Annotated in this window: 21 protein-coding genes; 3 read left to right on the plus strand and 18 right to left on the minus strand. The window is 71.5% G+C overall.

All coding sequences use genetic code 11. The features are described 5' to 3' along the window. Window positions 1–140 precede the first annotated feature (140 nt). From SLV14N_RS17060 to SLV14N_RS17075, 4 genes are all read right to left on the minus strand, one after another. Window positions 141–1,373 (minus strand): hypothetical protein, encoded by a 1,233-nt coding sequence (locus SLV14N_RS17060; protein WP_263269957.1) that lies wholly within the window; start codon window positions 1,371–1,373, stop codon window positions 141–143. 64 nt (window positions 1,374–1,437) lie between these two features. After that, a complete protein-coding gene (locus SLV14N_RS17065; protein WP_263269959.1) occupies window positions 1,438–2,400 on the minus strand; it encodes an ABC transporter substrate-binding protein in 963 nt (320 codons plus the stop codon). 69 nt (window positions 2,401–2,469) lie between these two features. Further along, complete coding sequence (locus SLV14N_RS17070) at window positions 2,470–3,222, minus strand: ABC transporter permease (RefSeq protein WP_263269961.1); 753 nt, start codon at window positions 3,220–3,222, stop codon at window positions 2,470–2,472. Window positions 3,223–3,225: 3 nt separating this feature from the next. Further along, complete coding sequence (locus SLV14N_RS17075) at window positions 3,226–3,960, minus strand: ABC transporter permease (protein WP_263269963.1); 735 nt, start codon at window positions 3,958–3,960, stop codon at window positions 3,226–3,228. A gap of 176 nt (window positions 3,961–4,136) precedes the next feature. Between SLV14N_RS17075 and SLV14N_RS17080 the strand changes: the two genes are divergently transcribed. Continuing rightward, on the plus strand, window positions 4,137–5,375 hold the full coding sequence (locus tag SLV14N_RS17080; protein ID WP_263269964.1) for an ABC transporter ATP-binding protein: 1,239 nt from the start codon (window positions 4,137–4,139) through the stop codon (window positions 5,373–5,375). A 110-nt stretch (window positions 5,376–5,485) separates the two neighbouring features. Here SLV14N_RS17080 and SLV14N_RS17085 read toward each other — a convergent pair whose 3' ends face one another. The 6 genes from SLV14N_RS17085 to SLV14N_RS17110 form a co-directional block, all read right to left on the minus strand. Beyond that, a complete protein-coding gene (locus SLV14N_RS17085) occupies window positions 5,486–5,971 on the minus strand; it encodes a DUF3180 domain-containing protein (RefSeq protein WP_208681747.1) in 486 nt (161 codons plus the stop codon). Window positions 5,972–6,094: 123 nt separating this feature from the next. Beyond that, window positions 6,095–6,742 carry a 2-amino-4-hydroxy-6-hydroxymethyldihydropteridine diphosphokinase gene (folK, locus tag SLV14N_RS17090; protein ID WP_259670379.1) on the minus strand — a complete coding sequence of 216 codons (648 nt, stop codon included), beginning with the start codon at window positions 6,740–6,742 and terminating at the stop codon, window positions 6,095–6,097. Continuing rightward, window positions 6,739–7,098, minus strand: a complete 360-nt coding sequence (gene folB / locus SLV14N_RS17095; protein ID WP_208681749.1) for a dihydroneopterin aldolase — start codon at window positions 7,096–7,098, stop codon at window positions 6,739–6,741. The genes folK and folB overlap by 4 nt, the downstream gene beginning before the upstream one ends. Window positions 7,099–7,517: 419 nt before the next feature. Beyond that, window positions 7,518–7,997, minus strand: a complete 480-nt coding sequence (locus SLV14N_RS17100) for a nuclear transport factor 2 family protein (protein WP_208681750.1) — start codon at window positions 7,995–7,997, stop codon at window positions 7,518–7,520. Between the two features lie 5 nt (window positions 7,998–8,002). Beyond that, window positions 8,003–8,941, minus strand: a complete 939-nt coding sequence (gene folP, locus SLV14N_RS17105; protein ID WP_263269967.1) for a dihydropteroate synthase — start codon at window positions 8,939–8,941, stop codon at window positions 8,003–8,005. A gap of 123 nt (window positions 8,942–9,064) precedes the next feature. Further along, window positions 9,065–10,912, minus strand: a complete 1,848-nt coding sequence (locus SLV14N_RS17110) for a phosphatidylglycerol lysyltransferase domain-containing protein (protein ID WP_208681752.1) — start codon at window positions 10,910–10,912, stop codon at window positions 9,065–9,067. 141 nt (window positions 10,913–11,053) lie between these two features. Between SLV14N_RS17110 and SLV14N_RS17115 the strand changes: the two genes are divergently transcribed. Continuing rightward, entirely contained in the window at window positions 11,054–12,169 is a 1,116-nt protein-coding gene (locus tag SLV14N_RS17115) for an esterase family protein (RefSeq protein WP_208681753.1), read from the plus strand. A gap of 141 nt (window positions 12,170–12,310) precedes the next feature. Here SLV14N_RS17115 and folE read toward each other — a convergent pair whose 3' ends face one another. The 6 genes from folE to dacB all read right to left on the minus strand — a co-directional run bounded on the left by folE (window position 12,311) and on the right by dacB (window position 20,343). Next, window positions 12,311–12,916 carry a GTP cyclohydrolase I FolE gene (folE, locus tag SLV14N_RS17120; protein WP_018092956.1) on the minus strand — a complete coding sequence of 202 codons (606 nt, stop codon included), beginning with the start codon at window positions 12,914–12,916 and terminating at the stop codon, window positions 12,311–12,313. Between the two features lie 120 nt (window positions 12,917–13,036). Continuing rightward, on the minus strand, window positions 13,037–15,049 hold the full coding sequence (gene ftsH, locus SLV14N_RS17125; protein ID WP_208681755.1) for an ATP-dependent zinc metalloprotease FtsH: 2,013 nt from the start codon (window positions 15,047–15,049) through the stop codon (window positions 13,037–13,039). 281 nt (window positions 15,050–15,330) lie between these two features. Next, entirely contained in the window at window positions 15,331–15,870 is a 540-nt protein-coding gene (gene hpt / locus SLV14N_RS17130; protein ID WP_030077134.1) for a hypoxanthine phosphoribosyltransferase, read from the minus strand. Window positions 15,871–15,956: 86 nt separating this feature from the next. After that, window positions 15,957–17,015 (minus strand): tRNA lysidine(34) synthetase TilS, encoded by a 1,059-nt coding sequence (gene tilS, locus SLV14N_RS17135; RefSeq protein ID WP_208681756.1) that lies wholly within the window; start codon window positions 17,013–17,015, stop codon window positions 15,957–15,959. 191 nt (window positions 17,016–17,206) lie between these two features. Next, a complete protein-coding gene (locus tag SLV14N_RS17140; protein ID WP_018092952.1) occupies window positions 17,207–18,352 on the minus strand; it encodes a zinc-dependent metalloprotease in 1,146 nt (381 codons plus the stop codon). A 416-nt stretch (window positions 18,353–18,768) separates the two neighbouring features. Next, window positions 18,769–20,343 (minus strand): D-alanyl-D-alanine carboxypeptidase/D-alanyl-D-alanine-endopeptidase, encoded by a 1,575-nt coding sequence (gene dacB / locus SLV14N_RS17145; protein WP_263269972.1) that lies wholly within the window; start codon window positions 20,341–20,343, stop codon window positions 18,769–18,771. 86 nt (window positions 20,344–20,429) lie between these two features. Here dacB and SLV14N_RS17150 point away from each other — a divergent pair, with 86 nt between their 5' ends. Beyond that, window positions 20,430–20,924, plus strand: coding sequence for an inorganic diphosphatase (locus tag SLV14N_RS17150; protein ID WP_018090094.1), 495 nt, complete (start codon window positions 20,430–20,432; stop codon window positions 20,922–20,924). Between the two features lie 153 nt (window positions 20,925–21,077). Here SLV14N_RS17150 and SLV14N_RS17155 read toward each other — a convergent pair whose 3' ends face one another. Beyond that, on the minus strand, window positions 21,078–22,829 hold the full coding sequence (locus SLV14N_RS17155) for a threonine/serine exporter ThrE family protein (protein ID WP_263269975.1): 1,752 nt from the start codon (window positions 22,827–22,829) through the stop codon (window positions 21,078–21,080). A gap of 186 nt (window positions 22,830–23,015) precedes the next feature. Further along, window positions 23,016–23,723 (minus strand): DedA family protein, encoded by a 708-nt coding sequence (locus SLV14N_RS17160; protein WP_208681763.1) that lies wholly within the window; start codon window positions 23,721–23,723, stop codon window positions 23,016–23,018. Window positions 23,724–23,901 lie beyond the last annotated feature (178 nt).

Genomic DNA, 23,901 nt, shown 5'->3' on the forward strand with positions numbered 1-23,901 from the left:
GTGGACAACGAGGGGCCGTCGGGCACGGATGGCCGTCGGGCACGGCCGGCCGCCGGCCCGGGGCGCGGTGCCGCTGCCCGGAACGCGGTCCGGCCCCGGAGCCGGGGAACGCTCCGGGGCCGGACCGCTGTCCGATCGGGTCAGGAGATGGCGGTGCGCAGGGCGCCGAGGTCGAGCTGTTCGGTCTCGTCGTGCGCGGTCAGGTCGATGACCTCGCCGCTGCCGGTGGTCGTTTCCCCCTCGGTCTGCACGGCCTGGTCCGCGGCCTGCTCCGCGGACGGCTGCGTACGGGCCGACTGTTCGGCGAGGGCCTCGTCCCCGACGACGTCCGCCAGATCCTCCTCCAGCGGCCCGGTCAGCTGCCGGGGGCCGGCGGCGGTCGCATTGCCGAAGAAGTCGAAACCGCCCATCGCACGGGACGCGGCGGGGCGGGACGGGGCGAGGGCAGCGGCGGTGGCCGGCACCGGGCGGAGCGCGGGTCCGGCGGCGGTGGCCGTACGGGCGTGGTCGGTCCCGCCCGTGCGCTGTGCGGCTGCCGCCGGGGCCTTCCCCCGGCCCTTCTCACCGTCCTGGCCGCCCTGGGCATCGCGGCCGGCGGACGGTCCGGAACGGGCGGCCCCGGCACCGTCCTTCGGCGAGCGCCCGGACTTCTGGGCGGCGCGCTGCCGGGCGGCGTTGCGTGCCAGCCGGCGCAGCGCCTGGTCGGCCTGCGCGAAGGTGGCGGCGGGGCGGTCCGCGGTGGTGGGCTCGCGCCGGGCCGGGACGGTGGCTTCCTCCGTGCGTGGCGCTTCCCCCTGGGCCGGGCCCTCGCCCTTGTCCGAGCGGAGCCGGGAGCTGGGGGGAGGAGCCGAGAGCTTGAGGGACGGCTGGAGCGCCGGGGAGAGTCCGGCGACGGCCGGCAGCGCCTTGGCCGGGGCGGCGGCCTCGATGGCGAGGAGGCGGCGGCCCTCCAGGGCGCTGGCCCGCTCGGTCTCGGCGGTGGCGTAACGGCGGAGCAGCTCGGCGTGTTCGCTGCGCAGCCGGGCCAATTCGGCGCGCTTGGCGCGCAGTTTGGTCTCCAGGCCGGCCCGGAGCTCGCGGGATTCCTCGACGTCCGTTTCGAGCTCCGCTATCCGCTCCTCGGTGCGCCACTCGTCGCGCACCCGGGCGCGGTTGAGTTCGGCGACCTGCCGGCCGGCCTTGCGGTCCCAGACCCGCAGAAGGACGGCGCCGGTGAGCGCGGCGGCCGCCGCGCCCGCGGCGAGCACCCGTTGCACCAGGTCGTCGCCGACAAACCACGCGCCCGCGGCGCAGGCGATTGACGCACCGGCGACCGTCGAGGGAGGAAGCAGCCGGTGGAGGGGTGGTGAATGACGGTGGCGTCCTCGTGGCATGGCCAGAAACTTACCGTGCGTGCGGGATCTATGGGGCCCCGCACGCCGATCCGTTTCCCGCTGGTTACTTCTTGACCAGTCCCTTGGACTCCAAATAGGCCTGCGCGACATCCGCGGGCTTGAGCCGCTCGGCATCGACCTTGCGGTTCAAGGTGATCAGGTCTTCCGTCGTCAGCGCACGGGTGAGCTTCCCGAGAGCGGCCGCTATCTCCTTGCCACCGGCGCTCTTGGCATTCACCACCGGCAGCACATTGTCGGCGTTCTGCAGCTTCTTGTCGTCCTTCAGAAGCACCAGACCGAAGTTGTCGAGCGTGGCGTCCGTGGTGGTGGTGAGCACCAGTTGGTCGGTGCCGTCCTTGACCGCCTGCTTGGCCTGCGGGGTCCCGACGCCCTTGGGGTCCAGCGCCGTGATGTCGATGCCGTACGTCTTCTCCAGGCCCGGCTTGCAGAACACCCGGGTCTCGCACTCCTCACCCGAGGCGAGTTTGATCTTCTGCTTCGATGCGCCGAGGTCGGAGAGGGTCTTCAGCTTGTTCTCGGCGGCGAATTCCTTGCTCACCGCGAACGCGTTCTGGTCCGTCGCCCGGCCCGCCGGCAGTACCTTCAGCCCGCGCGGGGAGGCGAGCATCTCCAGGGCCGTCACCGTCTTGTCGATGTCACTGGAGGCGACGGGCTTCGCCTTGCTGCCGTTCTTCTTCGCGTTGAGGAATTCGGCGAGGGTGGAGGCGTATTCCGGAACGACATCGATCTGGCCCTTCTCCAGGGCCGGTTCATACAGCTCGCGATTGGCCAGGGTCTGTACCCGCGTGCGGTAACCGGCATCGGCCAGGATCCCGGAATAGATCTCGGCGAGCACCTTCGACTCGGTGAAACCGGCCGAGCCGATGACGAGCTCGCCCTTCCCACCGCCCTTGCCGCCGCCCTTCTCCTCCAGGCTCTTGCCCCCGCAGGCGGCCAGACCGGCCGCCAGGGTGATCACTGTGGCCGCGGCCACCGCGGTGCGCGCCACACGCGACCTGCTGCTCATGGATGCCACCATTCAGTCCGTTCGGATCGGGTCCGGCCCAGTCGTGCCGGATCAGGGTCGGGTCGTCGCCTACGGGACGGGTGCCGAGGCCGGAGCGGCACGGGTCCCGCCAGGCCCCGTGCCCTTGGCCGGATACGGGGCCCTGCGCGCGGCACGCCGTCGGCCCCGCATCGGGTCGAGGAGCCGCTCCGCCAGGACGAGGACGCCCTCCACGGTCAGGGCGAGCACGGCCACCAGCAGTGCGCCCGCGACGACTTGAGCGGTGTCGTAGTTGCCGAAGCCGGCGGTGATGATCCGGCCCAGGCCTCCGCCGCCGGCCAGCGCGGCCAGCGTCGCGGTCGCCACCACCTGCACCGTGGCCGACCGCAGACCGGTCATGATCAGCGGATAGGCGAGCGGTATCTCGACCCGCAGCAGGAGCTGCGGCCCCGACATGCCCATCCCGCGTGCCGCCTCGACCACATCGCGGTCCGCCTCCCGCATGCCCAGATAGGCGTTGGTCAGCAGCGGCGGCACCGCGAACAGCACCAGCGCGATGATCGTCGGCCAGTCGCCCCGGGTGCCCAGCGGACCGATCGTCAGCAGCACCAGGACCGCGAACGTCGGTACCGCGCGCCCCACGTTGGAGAGATTGACGGCCAGCGCTCCGCCCTTGCCGAGGTGTCCCAGCCAGAGCGCCACCGGCAGGGCTATCAGGCAGGAGAGGGCCAGGCACAGCCCGCTGAGCCAGAGATGCTCGGCCAGCCGGTGCCACACCCCCTTCTCCCCGGCCCAGTGGGCGGCCGTCGTCAGCCACTGCCATGCGCCCGCGATCGCCCCCATCGCTCAGCCCCCCGCCTTCGCCACACGGGCGCCGCGCCGCGCACGGGCCGTCGCCCGCCCCTGCGCCCTCGTCCAGGGCGTCAGCCGCCGCTGCAGCCCCATCAGCAGCAGATCGGCGAGCAGCGCCAGCAGCACACACAGCACCGAGGCCGTCAGCACCTCCGCCTTGAAGAAGCCCGCCATACCGCTGGCTATCAGATTGCCCAGTCCCCCGTAGCCGACGACGGAGCCGATGGTCGTCATCGCCACCGTCGAGACCGTGGCGATCCGCAGCCCGGCCACCAACGCGGGCAGCGCGAGCGGGACTTCCACCTCGCACAGCAGCCGCGCCGGGCCGTACCCCATCCCCCGGGCGGCCTCCCGCACCTCGGCGGGCACGGCCTGCAGACCGGCGAGGATGTTGCGCACCAGGATCGTCAGCGAATACAGCACCAGACCCGTCACGACCACGGCCGCCGAGACCCCGAACACCGGGGTCAGCAGGGCGAACATCGCCAGCGAGGGGATCGTGTAGAGGACCGTCGTCAGCCCCAGGACCGGTCCGGCGGCGCCCCGCCACCGCCGGGCCACCAGCGCCAGCGGAAAGGCGATCAGCAGGCCGATCGCCACGGACACGGCCGTGATGCCGAGATGCTGGACCGTCGCGTCCACCAATTCCTGGCTGCGGGTGCGCAGATACTCACCGCAGATCCAGTCGTTCGTCTCCAGACAGCTCGGCCCGGCAGCACTGCCCGGCATGGCCCGTCACCTCCCCCGCCCCGGTCGCTCACCGATCCGGTGACTGTCTGCGACCCTAAGCCCGACCACTGACAATCGGCCCGCTCCCGCAGCTCACCGGCCACTTCGCCATCCACCCGCAACACCGCGTTCACGACCGCCCGGCCACAATGGGCCGCACACCACTGGGGGGAAGCATGATCCGCTTCGAGCACGTCACCAAGAGCTACCCCGACGGCACCACGGCCGTGGACGACCTCACCTTCGAGGTCAACGAGGGCGAACTCGTCACGCTCGTCGGGCCGTCAGGCTGCGGCAAGACCACGACGATGAAGATGGTCAACCGGCTCATCGAGCCCACCGGCGGCCGCATCCTCCTCGACGGCGAGGACATATCCACCCTCGACCCCGTTCAGCTGCGGCGCCGTATCGGCTATGTCATCCAACAGGTCGGCCTGTTCCCCCACAAGACCGTCCTGGACAACACCGCCACCGTCCCGCACCTCCTCGGCCGGCCCCGCAGGGAAGCCAGAGCACGCGCCGCCGAACTCCTCGACCTGGTCGGCCTGGACCCGTCCACCTACGGCGACCGCTACCCCGAGCAGCTCTCCGGCGGCCAGCGCCAGCGGGTCGGGGTGGCCCGTGCGCTCGCCGCCGACCCGCCCGTCCTGCTGATGGACGAGCCGTTCGGCGCGGTCGACCCGGTCGTCCGCGAGCACCTCCAGAACGAGTTCCTGCGGCTGCAGTCCACACTGCGCAAGACGGTCCTCTTCGTCACCCACGACATCGAGGAGGCCGTGCGGCTCGGCGACCGGATCGCCGTCTACGGGGCGGGGCGCATCGAGCAGTTCGACACCCCCGCGACGGTGCTGGGCGCCCCCGCGACCCCGTACACCGCCGAGTTCGTCGGCGCCGACCGGGGCCTGAAACGGCTCTCCGTCACGCCCGTCGAACCCGGCGACCTGGAACGGCCCCCGGTCGTCCGCCTCGACGACCCCGCGGACCGCGCCGCCGGCCGGCTCTCCGCCGACGGTGCCTCCTGGGCGGTCGTCCTGGACGCCGACGGCGCACTGCACGGCTGGGTCCCGGCCGCGGCGCTCACGGCCGCCCCCGCGGCGCCGGCGGACGGCGCCGGGCCGGGCCTGAAGAAGCGCGCCCCGCAGGGCGCCACCGTCCGCGATCACGCCCGGCGGATGGATGCCCGGCTGCCGCTCGGCGCCCCGCTCAGGCAGGCGCTGAGCACGATGCTGCAGCACGATGCGGGCTGGGTGGCGGTCCAGGACGGCGACCGTTTCCTGGGGGTCCTCACCCCCGCGCGGCTGCACACCGCGCTGCGCCGTGCCACCACCGCGGACGCCGCGAACGTCCCGCGCGGCGAGGTGTCGCTCGATACGGTCCCGGGCCCCGGCGTCCCGGCCCCGGACCCGGCCGGCTGACCGGGGCGGCGGCCCGCCGCGGCCCCCGGCCCGCCAGGACACCGCGGTCCGCCACGGCGCACGGCGTCACCGCCCGCGCCGCGGGCCCGGACCGCGGGCCCGGACCGGCGTCACACCGCCGCGTCCACCCCGCCGTTGCCGTCATCGTCCGGCAGCTTGCACACCCGCTCCAGGAAGATCGCCGCGGCGACCACCGCCGCTCCGGCGAACACGGACAGCCCGGCGTAGATCGCCTGGTCCCGGCGCGCCGTGACCTCCAGCCCGGCGGTCAGCAGAAAGACGCCGACACCGCCGTACAGCCCGGCGACCAGCGACGCGACCAGCGCGCTGGCCTGCCCGAAGACCACCGCACGGGCGGCCACCAGCGGATCGACGCCCTTGGCGCCCGGCCGGCGCTCGCGCTGTGCGCGCAGCCGCGACCGGAGCGAGAACGCGGTGGCGGCGAGCACCGCGGCGATCAGCGCCAGCACGATCGGGGCGGCCACCGGAACGCTGGGCAGGGTGCCGAACGAGTCCCACAGCCGGGCGCCGCCCCAGGCCAGCACCCCGGCCGCCAGGAACAGCCCGACCAGCACCTTGATGTGTAGCTGCTTCACCGAGCGATCGCCCCTCGCGCCGTCATGCCCTTCCCTGCCGTCACAACCATCCTTGTCGTCATGGCCGCCGTGTCCGTTCCGTACGGATGCATCCCGCAGGGAGCCGGCCCGCAACCCTAACGACTACTCCGGCAGCCGCAGTTCCAGGTCCGCCCGCGGTTCCACACCGTCGCGGCCGACCGCGGACAGGAGCTCGGCCACCGCGCCCCGCCCGGGGACCACGGCCTCCGGGTCGATGTCGTGCCACGGCACCAGCACGAACGCCCGCTCGTGGGCGCGCGGGTGCGGCAGCGTCAGCCGCGGGTCGTCGGAGATCACGTCCTGATACGCCAGGATGTCGACGTCGATCGTACGGGGGCCCCAGCGATCGTCACGGACCCGCTCGAAGGCCTCCTCGATCGCCTGCCCGCGCTCCAGGAGGGAGTCCGGCGGCAGCGTCGTCTTGATCAGCACCACGGCGTTGAAGTACGTCGGCTGGGAGCCGGGGTCCACGCCCCACGGCACGGTCTCGTAGACCGGGGAGACCGCCTTGACCCGCAGACCGGGCGTGTCCTCCAGCGCGTCGACGGCGCCCTGGAGTGTCTCCAGGCGGTTGCCGAGATTGCTGCCGAGGGAGATCACGGCGCGTTTGGGGTTGGAGAGCGTCACATCGGCGGCGTCCACCTGCTCCACTACGGAGGCGGGCACCGGCTGCACGGTCGGGTCACCCAGGCCGGGGCGGTGCGCGGCGGCGCCGTGCGGGGTGGCGGTCGGGTGGCGGGTGGGCTTCATACTCGGCTCCGAGTGATGGTGATGGTCACGTCGTCAAAGGGGACGGTGATCGGTGCGTCCGGCTTGTGCACCACCACCTCCACCTCCTGCACGCCCTCGTGCTTGAGGCACTGGTCGGCGATGCGCTCGGCCAGGGTCTCGATGAGGTCGACGGGCTCGCCCTCCACGACGGCCACCACCTCCTCGGCCACGACGCCGTAGTGCACGGTCTTCGCGAGATCGTCGCTGGCGGCCGCCGGGCGGGTGTCCAGACCGAGCGCCAGGTCGACGATGAAGGTCTGGCCTTCCTCGCGCTCCCGGGGGAACACCCCGTGGTGGCCCCGGGCCTTCAGCCCACGCAGCGCGACACGATCCACGCGAATCACTCCCACTGGTCCACGGCACCTCTGGCGCCACTGTTCGTCGGATCCGGGCAGCCGCCGGAGCGATCCGGCAACACTGCCCCGCCGTCGAATCTACCTTCGAGTACCGACAGTCCTCGCCCACGGGGGCTATGGACAAGACCCCGTCCTGCTGCTAAGCGCTGCCCCGCGGGACAGCAGCCAGCAGGCCGGGAGATCGTCCGCGCGGCCCTCTTACCCCCCTGCCCACGCCCCACCCCTACCCGTGCCGCACTTGGCTCGAACGGGTGCGCCCTCACCCAAATGGCTGACGCCGACCACTGACGGTGGCGCAGCCCCTTGCTCCCGATGCAAGGGCGCGTGGCCATGGCAAGGCTCACACCCCGCCCGCGCCCGGATCCGCCCCCGGTCCGGCGCCGCCTCCCGGAAAGCGCTCAGAGGGCCTCCTCGCCGCCCTCGCCGGCTCCCCCGTTCCCCTCGTCCTCATCCTCGTCCTCGCGGTCCGCCAGCACCGGCGAGCCGTGGTGCGACCACACCCGCCAGCCGTCCTCCGTACGCCGGAAGACATTGGTCGCCACGACCAGCTGGCCGATCAGCGGCCCCACCGAACCGTCGTCCTCGGCGGGCCCGCCGCTGAGGATGTTCTCGGTGCAGGTCACCAGCGCGGTGTCACCGATGACGTCGATCTCCACGTCCGTGAGGAAGAACTGGATGTACTCGGTGTTCGCCATGATCAGGGCGTACGAGCGCAGCACCTCGCCGCGCCCCCGCAACACCGGCCACCCCGGGTGGACCACGCTCACCTGGCCGTCCAGCCACAGTCCGGACAGCGCCTCGTGATCACCGCGCTCGATGGTCTCGTACAGGGTGGTGTTCGCCTGCTCGACCAGCTCGATGTCCGTCCGTGGGCCCAAGCCGCTCACACCGTTCCCGTCGTCTTCGCCGTCGTCCCGCTCGCCTCACTGCCGGCGGCCGTCACCGCCGTGCCACCACTGCCGGCCGCTGCCGCGCACTCCACGGCACGGGCCACCCGTACCGCATCCGCGCTCGCCCTGACCTCGTGCACCCGCACCGCCCAGGCCCCCTCTCGCGCCACGATCGCCGACACCGCCGCCGTCGCGGCATCCCGCTCCCGGGCCGGCGGTGGGGCGGCTCCCTCGCCACCCGCCAGCACCCTGCCCAGGAACCGTTTCCTCGATGCGGCCACCAGCAGCGGCCGGCCCAGCGCCCGCAGCCGCGACAGCTGGGCGACCAGGGCGAGATCGTGCCCGGCTTCCTTGGCGAAGCCCAGGCCGGGGTCGATGACGATCCGGTCCGGGTCGATCCCGCCGGACACCGCGCGCTCCATGCTCCGCCCGAGCTCATCGACGACCTCGGCGACCACGTCCCCGTAGACGGCACGGTTGTTCATGTCGATGGACTGGCCGCGCCAGTGCATCACAACGAACGGCACGTGGTGCGCGGCCACCGCCGGCACCATCGCCGGGTCGGCGGCGCCCCCGCTGACGTCGTTGACCAGCCGCGCACCGGCCGCCACGGCCTGCTCGGCGACCGAGGCGCGCATGGTGTCCACGGAGACCGTGACACCGGCGGCGGCCAGCTCCCGGACGACCGGAACGACCCGGCGCAGCTCCTCGGCCTCGTCCACCCGTGCCGCGCCCGGCCGGGTCGATTCGCCGCCCACGTCCACCATGTCGGCGCCCTGCGCCACCAGGTCGAGACCGTGTTTGACGGCGAGTTCGGTATCGAACCAGTCGCCGCCGTCGGAGAACGAATCGGGCGTCACATTGACGACGCCCATCACCGCGCAGCGTTCCCAGTCCGGCAGTCCGGCCACCCGGCCACGCAAGGTACTCATGGCACCAGCGTAGGCCGTGTGCCGACCGGCCGGATTGCGGCCACCGCTTGCGGGGACGTCAGGGGCGCCGGCCCGCCGGACGCCCTACGGGACGGTCTGCCCGCCCGGCCGTCCGGTCCCCCGTCAGGCGGCCCGCTCGACGGTGCCCGGCGAGGTGACCGGCCGCGGCACATGCGCGCACGGCCGGGGCTCCACGGCCTTCCTGCGCCGCAGCACGCGCGGCAGGCCCAGCTCCAGATAGCCCTCGGCCTGCAGCGCCGCCAGGCCGATCCGGGGGATGTCGCGGCTGTTGCGGAAGACCACGAAGCGGGGCTCCCAGCGCGGCCGGAACTTGTCGTTGAACTTGTACAGCGACTCGATCTGATACCAGCGGGACAGGAAGATCAGCATCCCGCGCCAGATGCGGATGACCGGCCCCGCGCCGAGCTTCTCGCCGCGCTCCAGGGAGGAGCGGAAGACCGCGAAGTTCAGCGACACCTGCTTGATCCCGAGGTCCGGGGCGGCCTGCAGCGCGGCGACGATCAGCAGCTCGTTCATGCCGGGGTCGGCGCTGCGGTCGCGCCGCATCAGCTCCAGGGAGATTCCGCTGTCGCCCCACGGCACGAAGTGCTGCATCGCCTTGAGGTCGCCGTACGGGCCCGGCTCCTCGCCCTCGGCCGCCGGCTGATGCGCGGTGGCGATCACCGCGTCGCCGTCGGCCACCGCGTCGATCCGGCCCAGTGCCATGGAGAAGCCGCGCTCGGTGTCGGTGTCCCGCCAGGCGTCCGCGGCCTTCTGGATCCGCTCCAGCTCGGCCGGCGCCAGATCGCGCACCCGCCGCACCCGGGTCTCGTAACCGTTGCGCTCGATGCGCTTGACCATCTGCCGTACGTTGCGCATCGCGCGGCCGGTGAGGGTGAAGTCGGCGACGTCCACGATCGCCTCGTCGCCGAGCTCCAGCGCGTCCATGCCGGTCTCCCGGGTCCACACCTGGCCGCCGGTCTCGCTGCAGCCGGTGACCGCCGGGGTCCAGGAGTGCGCCTTCGCCTCCGCCATGAAGCGCTCGATGGCGCCCGGCCAGGCCTCCACATCGCCGATCGGGTCACCGCTGGCGAGCATCACACCGGAGATCACCCGGTAGCAGACCGCGGCCTTGCCGGTCGGGGAGAAGACCACGCCCTTGTCGCGGCGCAGCGCGAAGTAGCCGAGCGAGTCCCGGGCGCCGTGCCGTTCGAGCAGCGCCCGCAGCTGCTGCTCGTCGTCGTCGGTCAGCCGGGCCGCCGGGTGCTCGGGGCGGAAGGCGAGGTACGCGGTGGTGGCGACGGTCAGCAGGCCGAGCGCGCCGAGCGAGTAGCCGACGGTGTAGTCGACGTGGTGGGTGTAGCCGATCGGGCCCTCGAAGCCGAACAGGCCCCACAGGACGTGCTGGGCGCGCTCCCAGACGGAGGGCGAGCCGACCGTCTTGTGGGGGTGGGAGCTGACGATGACCATGCCGATGGCGAAGCTGACCCCGCCGAGGACGACGAGGTTGGCCACGGCCTTCCAGCGGCTGCGCGGGTCGGGCAGCGCCGCGAACTCGCGCCGGTGCCACACCAGAAACACCAGGAGCGCCAGCGAGAGCACCGCTCCGAAGACGGAGTGGCGGTACACGAGCTGGGCGGCGACCCCCACCGGAAGCAGCGCCACGGCCGCTCCCCAGGCCCGCCGCTTACGCCGCTTGAGCCCGTGGGCCAGAAGGAGCAGCAGGATGCCGACGACGATGGAGGCGGCGGCCGCCAAGGGGCTCACCGCGCCCGGCAGCACCTCCGCCAGGGCGTGCATCCGGCTGTGCCGGAACCGCGGGAACACCCCTGCCGCCAGGTTCAGCAGGCCGACGACCGCGCCGGCCGTACCGACGCACGCGGGCACCGCTTCGGGCCGCGGGCCGCGGAGCCAGCGTGGTGTTCGCCACGCAACCGTCTCCGAGTTTTCGCCATCTAGCCTGTCAGACATCACTTTCCCGTCGCCCCGGTCGAGAGAACGTGCGAGCCTTGTCGCAGCATCTGGACTTTTTGCGCCCTGTATGACGGCGTTTCAGGGCTCGGGGTTCCACTAGCGGTACGGATGGCCCGGCCGCCCGGAAGAAAGCACCACATGGGTCTCACCAGCAAGAAAGTGCTGCTTCTTGCCGTCCTCGTCGCGGTGGCACTGTTCGTCCTCACCATTTGGCTCTGGCCGCGCCTGTCCAGGAAGAACTGGCGCGCCGTTCTCGGTCGTATCGGGCTCCTGGTGGCGACGCAGCTCTCCCTCTTCGCCACGATCGGTCTGTACGCCAACAATTCCTTCGGTTTCTACGCGTCCTGGGCCGACCTCTTCGGTCAGGAGCAGGAGCCGGGCGTGGTCACCGAATACCAGACCGGTCCGGACGGCACCAAGCTGCGGATGCTGGGCACCCAGCGGGTCAGCGTCCAGAACGGCGCCCGGCCGGCGGCCGGCGGCCGCATCGACAAGGTGCTGGTCCGCGGCGAACACTCGCGGATCGCCAGCCCCGCATATGTCTATCTGCCGCCGCAGTACTTCCAGAAGAAATTCGCCCACCAGAAATTCCCGGCGGCCCTGGTGCTCACCGGTTACCCCGGCACCGCCGAGGCGCTCTACAAGAAGCTGCATTTCCCGCAGACCCAGCACAAGCTGCTCAAGCAGAACAAGATGCGTCCGACCGTCCTGGTCATGATGCGCCCGACCGTCGCACCGCCGCGCGACACCGAGTGCATGGACATACCGAACGGCCCGCAGACCGAGACCTTCTTCACCAAGGACCTGCGCGCGGATATCTCCGAGCACTACCGAATAGGCCGCGAGGCGAAGAGCTGGGGTGTCATCGGTGACTCCACCGGCGGCTACTGCGCGCTGAAGATGACCATGCGGCACCCCGAGGCGTACTCCAGCGCCGTCGCCCTCTCCGGCGCCTACAAGGCCCCGCGCGACGCCACCACCGGCGACCTCTTCGGCGGCAACCAGCAGCTGGAGCGCGAGAACAACCTGCTGTGGCGTCAGCGGAACCTGCCCGCGCCCCCGGTGAACCTGCTGGTCACCAGCAGCAAGCAGGGTGAGGGGAATTACCAGCAGACGCTGCGGTTCATCGAGCAGACGAAGTCGCCGAGCCGGGTCTCGTCGATCATCCTCGACAGCGGCGGCCACAACTTCAACACCTGGCGCCGGGAGATCCCCGCCGCCCTGGAGTGGCTGGGCAACCACCTCAAGGCCTGACGGGCCGGCGCCCGCACGCCCCGGACACGGCAATGGCCGGGTCCCTCCTGCGAGGGGCCCGGCCGTCCGGTTACGTGTGCGGAGCCGGCCGTCCGAGGGCACTCGACGGGCCGGCCGTACGGGCCTCGGGGGCCCGGTGCCTCAGCGGGCCAGTATCAGGCTCATCGCCTCGGCGCGGGTGGCGGCGTCCCGCAGCTGGCCGCGCACGGCCGAGGTCGTCGTCTTGGCGCCCGGCTTGCGCACTCCGCGCATGGTCATGCACATGTGCTCGCACTCGATGACGACGATCACGCCGCGCGGCTCCAGGATCTCCATCAGCGAGTCCGCGATCTGCGTGGTCAGCCGCTCCTGGACCTGTGGGCGCCGGGCGTACACATCGACCAGCCGGGCCAGCTTGGACAGGCCGGTGATCTTGCCGTCGGTGGACGGGATGTAGCCGACATGGGCCACACCCACGAACGGCACCAGGTGATGCTCGCAGCTGGAGACCAGCTCGATGTCCTTGACCAGCACCATCTCGTCATGGCCCAGGTCGAAGGTGGTCGTCAGCACGTCCTCCGGCTTCTGCCACAGGCCGGCGAAGATCTCCTTGTACGCCCGTGCCACCCGTGCCGGCGTCTCCAGCAGCCCCTCACGGTCCGGGTCCTCGCCCACCGCGATGAGCAGCTCGCGTACGGCGTTCTCGGCGCGCTTCTCGTCGAATGTGCCGATCTTGCCGCCGACGTCCAGCGTCACAGGGTCCGTCATGTGGTGCCTCGTTCCTTCTGCGCCCGCTCGAATCGCGGTGGAATCGCGGAATGCCGCGCCCCCCAGGCTAAACCTGGGGGGCGCGGCATTTATTCCGGGGCCCCGGGAGGACCGCCGGGATCAGCTCTCGGGGCGCCGCTCCTCGGGTGCTTCCACCTTCTCCGTGGAAACGGTGGCGGTCGTGGTCACCGAGCCGTTGGCCGGGGCCAGCTCCTTCGGCGACAGCACCGGCGGGCGGCTGGAGGGCGTACGGCGCGACGAGCCGGTCCACGCCGGGCGGGCCGGGCGCTTGACCACGTGCTTGAAGAGCTCGGCGATCTCCTCCTTGTTGAGGGTCTCCTTCTCCAGCAGCGTCAGCACCAGGTTGTCGAGCACATCGCGGTTCTCGACCAGGATCTCCCACGCCTCGTTGTGCGCGGTCTCGATGAGCCTCTTGACTTCCTCATCGACCAGCGCGGCGACCTCTTCCGAGTAGTCGCGCTGGTGACCCATCTCACGGCCCAGGAAGGGCTCGGAGTTGTCGGTGCCGAACTTGATCGCACCGAGCCGCTCGGTCATGCCGTACTGCGTGACCATCGCGCGGGCCGTGGCGGTGGCCTTCTCGATGTCGTTCGCGGCGCCCGTGGTCGGGTCGTGGAAGACCAGCTCCTCCGCCGCGCGGCCGCCCAGCATGTACGCCAGCTGGTCGAGCATCTCGTTGCGGGTGGTGGAGTACTTGTCCTCGTCGGGCAGGACCATGGTGTAGCCCAGGGCCCGGCCGCGGGACAGGATCGTGATCTTGTGCACCGGGTCGGAGTTCGGTGAGGCCGCCGCGACCAGGGCGTGTCCGCCCTCGTGGTACGCGGTGATCTTCTTCTCCTTCTCGGACATGATCCGGGTCCGCTTCTGCGGGCCGGCCACGACGCGGTCGATCGCCTCGTCCAGGAAGTGGTTGTTGATCAGCTTCTCGTCGCTCCGGGCCGTCAGCAGCGCGGCCTCGTTGAGGACGTTGGACAGATCGGCACCGGTGAAGCCGGGGGTGCGCTTGGCGACGGCCGAGAGGTCGACGTCCGGGGCGACCGGCTTGCCCTTCTGGTGGACCTTGAGGATCTCCAGACGGCCCTGCAGGTCCGGACGGTCGACGGCGATCTGCCGGTCGAAACGGCCGGGGCGCAGCAGCGCCGGGTCGAGGATGTCCGGACGGTTCGTGGCGGCGATCAGGATCACGCCGCCCTTCACGTCGAAGCCGTCCATCTCGACCAGGAGCTGGTTGAGGGTCTGCTCACGCTCGTCGTGGCCACCGCCCAGGCCCGCACCGCGGTGCCGGCCGACGGCGTCGATCTCGTCGACGAAGACGATCGCCGGGGCGTTCGCCTTGGCCTGCTCGAAGAGGTCACGGACCCGGGAGGCACCGACACCGACGAACATCTCGACGAAGTCGGAACCGGAGATCGAGTAGAACGGGACGCCCGCCTCGCCGGCGACGGCGCGCGCCAGCAGCGTCTTGCCCGTTCCGGGCGGGCCGTACAGCAGCACGCCCTTGGGGATCTTGGCGCCGACGGCCTGGAACTTCGCCGGCTCCTGGAGGAACTCCTTGATCTCGTGGAGCTCCTCGACGGCCTCGTCCGACCCCGCGACGTCCGTGAAGGTCGTCTTGGGGGTGTCCTTGGTGATCAGCTTCGCCTTCGACTTCCCGAAGTTCATCACCCGGGAGCCGCCGCCCTGCATCTGGTTCATCAGGAACAGGAAGACGACCACGATGAGGACGAAGGGGAGCAGCGAAAGCAGCACACCGACGAACGGGTTCTGCTTCGACGGGGAGACGGTGTACCCGTCCTTGATCTCGCCGGTCTGGTACTTGGCCTGCAGGTTCTTGGCCACGTCGACGCCCTGGTCGCCGATGTAGCTCGCCTGGAGCTTGTTGGAGCCCTCAATCTTGTTGGAGCCCGACAGCTCGATCTTGATCTTGTTCTCGTCACCGGTCGTCAGCTCGGCGGATTTCACCTTGTTGTCAGCGATCGCCTTGACGACCTGACCGGTGTCCACCGTCTTGTAGCCGCCGGACGAGCCGACGACCTGCATCAACACGACCACGGCGAGGACGGCCAGCACGATCCACATGACCGGCCCACGGAAGTATCGCTTCACGTCCATCCATACGGAGCCGCTGAGGCCCCGTCCCTCCTGCCACAGTGAGGCACAACGCCCTTGGGAGGGCTGGTCGTGCGTACGGTGTATTACTGGCCCGAAAAAGAACTGCCTTCGGACGGTACCCCAGCATTGTCACCCGGCGCCTGCGCCGACGGTGAACATGCAGCCGAGGATTCCGTTCTCCCTGCTCCAACGCCGGGCGGCCCCGAAGGGTTCCCGCCGGGCCGCAGCGGACGGTCCGAGGCTCGCCCGGCCACACCGGCCGGACGAGCGCGGGGACGCCCTCAGCCGCCGTAGACGTGCGGCGCGAGAGTACCGACGAACGGCAGATTGCGGTACTTCTCCGCGAAGTCGAGCCCGTACCCGACGACGAACTCGTTGGGGATGTCGAAGCCGATCCACTTCACGTCGATGGCGACCTTGGCCGCGTCCGGCTTGCGCAGCAGCGTGCAGACCTCCAGCGAGGCCGGCTCCCGCGAGCCGAGGTTCGACAGCAGCCAGGACAGCGTCAGACCGGAGTCGATGATGTCCTCGACGATCAGGACGTGCTTTCCCTTGATGTCGGTGTCGAGGTCCTTGAGGATGCGGACCACACCGGAGGACTGGGTGCCCGCGCCGTACGACGACACGGCCATCCAGTCCATCGTGACGGGGGTGGACAGCGCGCGCGCCAGGTCCGCCATCACCATCACGGCGCCCTTGAGGACACCGACGATGAGCAGGTCCTTGCCCGCGTACTCCGCGTCGATCTTCGCCGCCAGCTCCGCCAGCTTCGCGTCGATCTCTTCCTTGCTGATGAGTACCGACTGAAGGTCGGAACCCATGTCCTTGTCGTCCACCCGTGCCACTCTCGCTCTGTTCGGTGTTCGCGTCAGTCGTGAGACTTCGGATGCGGGGCAGCGTCTGCGGCTCAGCCCTGCCGAATCACCAGTCTGCCACCCTGCCGTCGCACACCTACGCGCCCGGGGAGGTTGATGGCCCCCTGCCCCCTCCAGGCCGTGATCAGCCGGTCCACTTCTTCGATGTGGCGGGCGAAGAGCGAACCGGCCGGTGCGCCGGCGCCGATGACGGCCCGGCGCAGCACCCGGCGGCGCACCGCGGGGGGCAGGGCGAACAGGGCGGCGATGTCGAGGGAGCCGCTGTCGTCGAGCACCGAGCCCTCGGCGTCGGCGGCCCAGGCGTCCAGGGCGTCGGCGTCGTCGCGGGAGAGCTGGGCGGTACGGGCCAGCGCCTCGACGACGCCCTTGCCGAGCGCCTTCTCCAGGGCGGGCAGACCTTCGTGGCGCAGCCGTGAGCGGGTGTAGGCGGGGTCGGCGTTGTGCGGGTCGTCCCAGACGGGCAGCGCCTGGATCAGACAGGCCTTACGGGCGGTCTGGCGGTCCACGTCGAGGAAGGGCCGGCGATAGCGCCCGTCCCGGCCGCTGGTCGCGGCCATACCGGAGAGCGAGCGGGTCCCGGAGCCGCGGGCGAGACCGAGCAGCACCGTTTCCGCCTGGTCGTCGCGGGTGTGGCCGAGGAGGACCGCGGTGGCGCCATGGCGCTCGGCGACGGCGTCCAGGGCGGCGTAGCGGGCGTCACGGGCGGCGGCTTCCGGGCCGCCGGCCGGGCGGCTGCCGCTCCCCCGGTACGCGGTGCCGTGCGCCACCTTGTTCGGTTCGCCCACGTCGACGGCGACGGCCTCTACGGGGTCGAGCCCCAGGGCCCGCAGCCGCAGGGCGACCTCGGAGGCGCGGAGGTCCGAGCCCTCCTGGAGGCCGTGGTCGATGGTGACGCCCCCGGCACGGACCCCCAGCTTGGGGGCCTCGAAGGCGAGGGCGGAGGCGAGCGCCATGGAATCGGCGCCGCCGGAGCACGCGACGAGCACGAGCGGGGGCTCGTGCCGGTCCTGCGCGCAGTGGTGGTTGAGCACGTCGTGGAGTACGCGGCGGACCGCCAGGCGTATCGCGGCGACCGCTGGATGGGGACCCATGTCCGTTTCCAATCGTTCAGCTGGGGAGCCTCGGGCCGTGGACGGCACTTCGTCACACAGAGTGCCTAGATGGTGACAGAGGCGAGCGGTTCCCCGAGCATTGCACGCCTATCCATCGGTATCGGTCCCTCAGACGGGTGATTGAAGGGGCGCTCTACTGCCACGCGGCGTGCCCAGCTCACGCCGTTCGCTTACGGTGCCCCGTCCGCCTTGCGGTGCACCCGCGCGATCCAGTCCGCCGGTTTGGCGATCTCTTGTTTGGTCGGCAGGGTGTTCGGCGACGTCCAGACCCGGTTGAAGCCGTCCATGCCGACCTCCTCGACGACCGCGCTGACGAACCGCTCGCCGTCACGGTACTGCCGCAGCTTGGCGTCCAGGCCGAGCAGCTTGCGCAGCGCCTGGTCCAGCCGGCCGGCACCGCTGGCCCGGCGCTTCTGGAACTTCTCCCGGATCTCGGCGACCGACGGCACGACATCGGGCCCCACACCGTCCATCACATAATCCGCGTGCCCCTCCAGCAGGGACATCACCGCGGTCAGCCGGCCGAGGATCTCGCGCTGTGCGGGCGTCTGGACGAGATCGACGAGGGAGCGGCCCTCGTCCTCGCCCTCCTCGCCCTCGGGCTTGGCGCCGGCCAGCGACTGGGCGGCCTCGCGCAGCCGCTCCAGGAGGGTGCCCGGGTCGATGTCCGTCTCACCGAGGAACGACTGGATCTCGCCCTCGATGTGGTCCCGCAGCCACGGGACGGCGGTGAACTGGGTGCGGTGGGTCTCCTCGTGGAGGCACACCCACAGCCGGAAGTCGTGCGGGGCCACTTCGAGCTCGCGCTCCACGTGCACGATGTTCGGCGCGACGAGCAGCAGCCGGCCGCCCTGTGCGGCGGCCGGCAGATCCCGGGAGGCCGGCGCGAACGTCTCGTACTGGCCGAGGACCCGCGAGGCCAGGAACGACAGCAGCATGCCCAGCTCCACGCCGGTCACCTTGCCGCCGACCGCGCCGAGCACCGCGCCACCGGGGACCGTCGAGCGGCGGTCCTCCATCTTGGCCAGCAGCGGCTTGAGCACGGCCCGGAACCCGGCGACATTCGCCTTGATCCAGCCGGGCCGGTCCACGACGAGGACCGGCGTGTCATGCGGCGCCTCGCCCGTCGCGTCGGGCTGTGCCATCCGCGTGAACGCGCGCACATGCGCCTCGGAGGACTTGGCGTGCTTGCGCAGCTCGGCGACGATCGCGCGCGCCTCGTCCCGGCTCACCTCTGGGCCCGGCCGCACGAACCGGGTCGCGGTCGCGACCGCGAGATTCCAGTCGACCATCTCGGTTCCACCGATGCTCGTCATGAGTTCACCGTACGTGGGCGCTTGGCGTGGGGGTAGCCGGTTCGCTGCGCTTTGCCTTCGGCCCACGTGTTCGGCTGTCCCGCCGTGGGGGGTCTCGTCGTTGCTCCCCCACTGCCTGAAGGGCGTGGGAGGTACCCCCACGCGGCGGGCCGGTCCGCTGCGCGGGGCTGTTGGGGTGCGGTGACGGGCCTCCGGGGCAGGGTGTCCGGACTGCTTCGCTTTACGTCCGGACACCCTGCCCCTCCGGCCCGTCCCCTCCCGTGGGTGGGTGGGAAAAGGGCGGTGGGTGGGGACGGTTGGCGGGCGGGCGAAGGCTTGGGGGTGGGGAAACCCTCGGGTGGGGGTGGGAAACCCCTCGGGGCCGAGGGGCGTGTCGGTGGGCCCAGGGGCTCGGCGATCGGCGGGGGGCTCCGGGCTTAGCGGCAGCCGCAGTTGGCTACTGCTGAGGCGAGTTTGTCCAGGGCGGTCTGGGCGCCTTGGGGGTCGGTGGTGCCGGTGGTCATGAAGGAGAAGGCGAGGAGGCGGCCGTCGGCGTCGACGACGGTGCCGGCCAGGGTGTTCACGCCCGTGAGGGTGCCGGTTTTGGCGCGTACGGCGCCGGCGCCGGCGCTCTGGCCCCGGTAGCGGTTGCTGAGGGTGCCGGTGAAGGCGGCCACCGGGAGGCCGGTGACGACGGGGCGCAGGGCCGGGTGGTCGGGCGACGAGGCGTGCAGCAGGAGGCGGGAGAGCAGGGCGGCGGAGACCTTGTCGTCGCGGTCCAGGCCGCTGCCGTCCTCGAAGACGGCGCCGGACAGCGGGAGGTGCTCCCGCTGGAGGGCGGTGCGCACGGCCTTTCCGGCACCGGCGAAGCTGGCCGGCCGGCGGGTGGCGAGGGCGGTCTGGCGGGCCAGCGCCTCGGCGATGTCGTTGTCGCTGTGGGTCAGCATCCGCTCGACGAGCGCGGACAGCGGCAGGGAGTGGACGGCGGCGATCCGGTCGGACTTCTTGGGGGCCTTGGCGCCGCCGGGGTCGCCGTCGACGGTGATGCCGCGGTCGTGGAGCAGATCGGCGAAGGTGCCGGCCGCCGTGCGGGCCGGGTCCGCGTCACGTGGGGCGGTGCCGTGGTCGGAGTCGTCGAGGCGGGCCTCGTCGGTCATCAGCGCGGTGACGGGGGCGATGTTCTCGTTCGGGCCGATGGGGTGCCGGCCGGGGCCCGAGTAGGCGCTGGTGTCGTAGCCCAGGCTGACCTTGGTGAGGTGGCGCTTCTTGAGGGCGCGGGCGGTGGCGTCGGCGAGGGTGCGCAGATTCGCGGGCTGTTCCTCGGCGCCGTGCCGCGGGGCGCGGGCGGTGAGGGTGGGGTCGCCGCCGCCGACCAGGACGATGCGTTTCTTGCCCGCCAGGACGACGGTGGTGTCGATGCGGTGGTCGGGGCCGAGCGCGGAGAGCGCGGCGACGGCGGTGGCGAGCTTGACGGTGGAGGCGGGGGTGGCGGCCTTGCCCTGCCCTTCGCCGAAGACCTCGCGGCCCGCGGCGACGTCCAGGACGGAAGCCGTCCGCAGCGGGCCGAGCGCCGGGTCCTTCAGCAGCGGTGCGAGTGCGTCGGCCAGGCCCGCGTCGGTGGGTGCGGGGGCCGCGCCACGGCCCGCGGCGCCGGGCGCGGGGCCGCCGAGCGCGGGCAGCACGGGCGGTGCGCTGGGCGCCGGCCGGGGGTCCGGAGCGTGATGCTCGCCACTGGCACCGTCCATGACGGCCGCCTCCGCACGCTCGGCCGTACGCTGACCCGAGTCCCACGGCCCGGACGCCGCCACCGCGACGATCGCGACCGCCAGGCCGGTGGCTGCGGAGACCGCCGTCAGCCGCCAGGTCTGCTGGGTATGGCGCGGTGTGGCCTGCCAGGCCTGCCGCGTGGCATCGACCGCCGTCTGCGCCGACCGGACCGCCGCGCGCGTCGCCGACCGCGCGGACCGTGCCGCCGACTGCCATCTGACCTGCCACTTTCCGGTCTCCGGCACCTCGGACCAGCCCCTTTCGCCACCACACACCTGCGTGGGGGACACTTAATCACCAGACGTATGTGTTGATCATGGAGGAGCCACCCGTGGAGTTCGACGTCACCATCGAGATCCCGAAGGGTTCGCGGAACAAGTACGAGGTGGACCACGAGACCGGTCGGATCCGCCTGGACCGTCGACTCTTCACCTCGACCAGCTACCCGGCCGACTACGGCTTTGTCGAGAACACCCTGGGAGAGGACGGCGACCCGCTGGACGCGCTGGTCATCCTGGACGAGCCGACCTTCCCCGGCTGCCTCATCAAGTGCCGCGCCATCGGCATGTTCCGGATGACGGACGAGGCCGGCGGCGACGACAAGCTGCTGTGCGTGCCGGCATCCGACCCGCGAGTGGAGCACCTGCGGGACATCCACCACGTGTCGGAGTTCGACCGCCTGGAGATCCAGCACTTCTTCGAGGTCTACAAGGACCTGGAGCCCGGCAAGTCCGTCGAGGGCGCCAACTGGGTCGGCCGCACCGAGGCCGAGGCGGAGATCGAGGCCTCGTTCAAGCGCCTTGAGGCGCAGGGCGGCGCGCACTGACGCAGCGTCGTCGGCCCGGCGTCCGGCGGGGTTTCCCTGACCGCGGCGCCCGGGTCCGCGCCCGCTGATTTTCGTACGCGAACGGGCGGCACCCAGTCGGGTTGCCGCCCGTTCGTGCGTGTCGGGGCCGGGCCACGGCCCCGGCGCGACCGTCTAGAAGCCGCGGGTGCGCTTGGCGGCCCGGCGTCCGATACCGGCCTCCTCGACTCCGGGGGCGCGCAGGAACAGCCGGGCGACCTCGGCACCGAGGTTGACTCCCACGGCGATGGCGAGCGCCAGCGAGACGGCCTGCACCAGCGAGGTGAGGCCCTCCGGCAGATGGCCCTGGGCGAAGTTGAGCAGCCCGAAGTACGTGGCGCTACCGGGCAGCAGCGGGCCGATGGCCGCGGTGACGTACGGCAGGGCCGAGGCATAGCGGTATCGGGAGAGCAACTGGCCGAAGAGGCCGACCAGTCCGGCCCCGATGGCGGTGGCGGGCACGGGGTTTATCCCGGCCACGTAGTGCAGTGCGCCGTAGACCACCCAGGCGACGCCGCCGTTCAAGGTGGCAAACGCCACGGTGTGACGTTCCTGCTGGAGCAGCACACAGAACGCCAGCGCCAGCAGCATCGACGCGGTGATCTGCACCAGCGGCTCGTTGTACGCCCCCAGCGCCTCCTCGGGGTTGAGCCGCCGCAGACCGGGGTTCAGCTGGAGTCCGATGTAGAGCACGCTGAGGACGCCGACGACGATGCCGACGATGAGGTAGCCGACCTCCAGCAGACGGGCGGCGGCGGTGATGTAGTAGCCGGTCAGCCCGTCGTGGACGCCGGCGACCAGGGCCCGCCCCGGGATCAGCGCGAACAGCCCACCGGTGATCACCGCGGACGCCTGCACATTGGCGTGGGCCAGACCGAAGCCGACGCCCACCGCCGCGGGCGGCATCGCCGCGACCACGAACTGGTAGAACTCCGGCAGCCCGCGCCCGGACGCGAGCCAGGCCAGCCGGTCGCCGAGCATCGAGCCCAGCGCGGCCGCGAGGAACACCAGCAACTCGCCGCCGACCAGCATCGAAGCGGCACCGGACAGCAGTCCGGAGGCCACCGTCAGCGCCCAGCTCGGGTACGGGTGGCGGTTACGGCGGATCTCGGCGAGGCCGCGGTAGGCCTCTTCGAGGGTGATGCCCTCGGAGGTGATGTCGTCGACGAGCCGGAAGACCGCGGACAGCCGGGTGTAGTCGACGCCACGGCGCCGTACCGTCCGGCTGGCCGTGACGGGGTCGTCGACCAGCGACGGCTGGTAGGAGATCGACAGCAGGGTGAAGGTGACGGTCGGCTCGACCCGCTCCAGCCCGTAGGCGTGCCCGACGCCGAACATCGCGGCCTCGACGTCCTCCGCGCCCTCACCGCCGGCCAGCAGGATCTCGCCGATACGGAGCGTCAGGTCGAGTACACGGGGGACGGCCGGGCCGGTGTCCTCGTCGCCGCGCTCCGGGCGCTCGGGGACCGGGCGCTCGTGGACCGGCATCCGGAGCATGGTCCGCATCCGGTCCTGCCAGGGGGCTTCCTTGGTGAGGCTGACGGCGGGGATGCCGTGCGGCGGGGTGAAGGCGCTCATCGCCGTGGCACCGACGGGGGCGGGCAGCGGGGTCTGGCCGGTGGTGCTGCTGGGCGCGGTGAACGCCGAGCCCTCCTGCTCGGCCGGCGTCTCCGGGCGCAGGCCCACGGGCAGCGCGAACTCGGAGGTGGGGTGCTCGTCCTCGGGAAGCGGCGGGTAGGGCACGCCCAGGGGCGGGGTGAACGCGCTGTGGGCCTCGTCCGACTGGGGCTTGCGGTCCTCGGCGCCGGTCTGATCCGAGGCGCCGCTGCCGCTGCTGCCGTTCGTGCCGCGCTGGCCGCGCTGGCCGCGCTGTGAGTCCGACGCCACGGGTCTTCGCTCTCCTCGTAAGCCTCCTGACGGATGTCAAGGACACGATGCCTGATGAGGATGCGGGACGCGTGCACGGGGGCAACACTTTCCGGCGGCCGTCGCGGTCGCCGTCGCCTCGCGTGGTGGGTGCGGGTGGAGTTGTGTGTGGGGGGGGTGGGTGCGCGCGCTCTTCTCCGCCTGTGGTCAGCGCTTGGCGTGGCGGCCGCGGCGGGTGTCGGCGGGGGCGCCCTGCGGGCTGTCCGCGGGGTGGGGTGGGGCGGACTGGGCCTTCTTCGACTTGCCACGGGCACGGAAGTACTCGATGGCGATCGGCACGACGGAGATCAGCACGATCGCGACCAGGATCAGCTCGATGTGCTTGTGGACGAACTCGACCTTCCCCAGCGAGGCCCCGAGCAGGGTGACACCCGCGCCCCACAGGGCGCCGCCGATGACGTTGAAGGTGATGAAGGAGCGGTAGTTCATCCGGCTCACACCGGCGATGATCGGCGTGAACGTACGCACGATCGGGACGAAGCGGGCCAGGATCAGCGACTTGGGGCCGTGCTTCTCGAAGAACTCATGCGCCTTCTCGACGTTCTCCTGCTTGAAGAGCTTGGAGTCCGGGCGGGTGAAGAGCGCGGGGCCCACCTTGCGGCCGAAGAGATAGCCGGCCTGATCGCCGAGGACGGCGGCAAGGACGATCAGGGAGCACACCATCCACAGCGGCTTGTCCAGTTTGTTCGTCGTCACCAGCAGACCGGTGGTGAACAGGAGCGAGTCGCCCGGCAGGAAGAAGCCGATCAGCAGGCCGGACTCCGCGAAGACGATGACCAGGACGCCGATCAGGCCGAATGTCGCGATCAGGTAGTCCGGGTCCAGCCACTGGGGGCCGAGCGCGAGAGTATTCACGGGGTGAAGGCTCCTGGGTCGAGGGCGCCGGATCGTGCGGTGCGACGGGCGAAGCGACGGGATACAGGCGCGTGTGCGGCCAAAACTATCAACGCCGGGTGACCCGCCATGGTTCCAGGCGGCCCCCGGGCCTCACCCGACGGCCCCCGACCGCTGGCCGCCCCCACCGGGCCGGGTG

The sequence above is a fragment of the Streptomyces sp. Je 1-4 4N24 genome (genome assembly GCF_026239515.1).
Taxonomy (GTDB): domain Bacteria; phylum Actinomycetota; class Actinomycetes; order Streptomycetales; family Streptomycetaceae; genus Streptomyces; species Streptomyces nigrescens.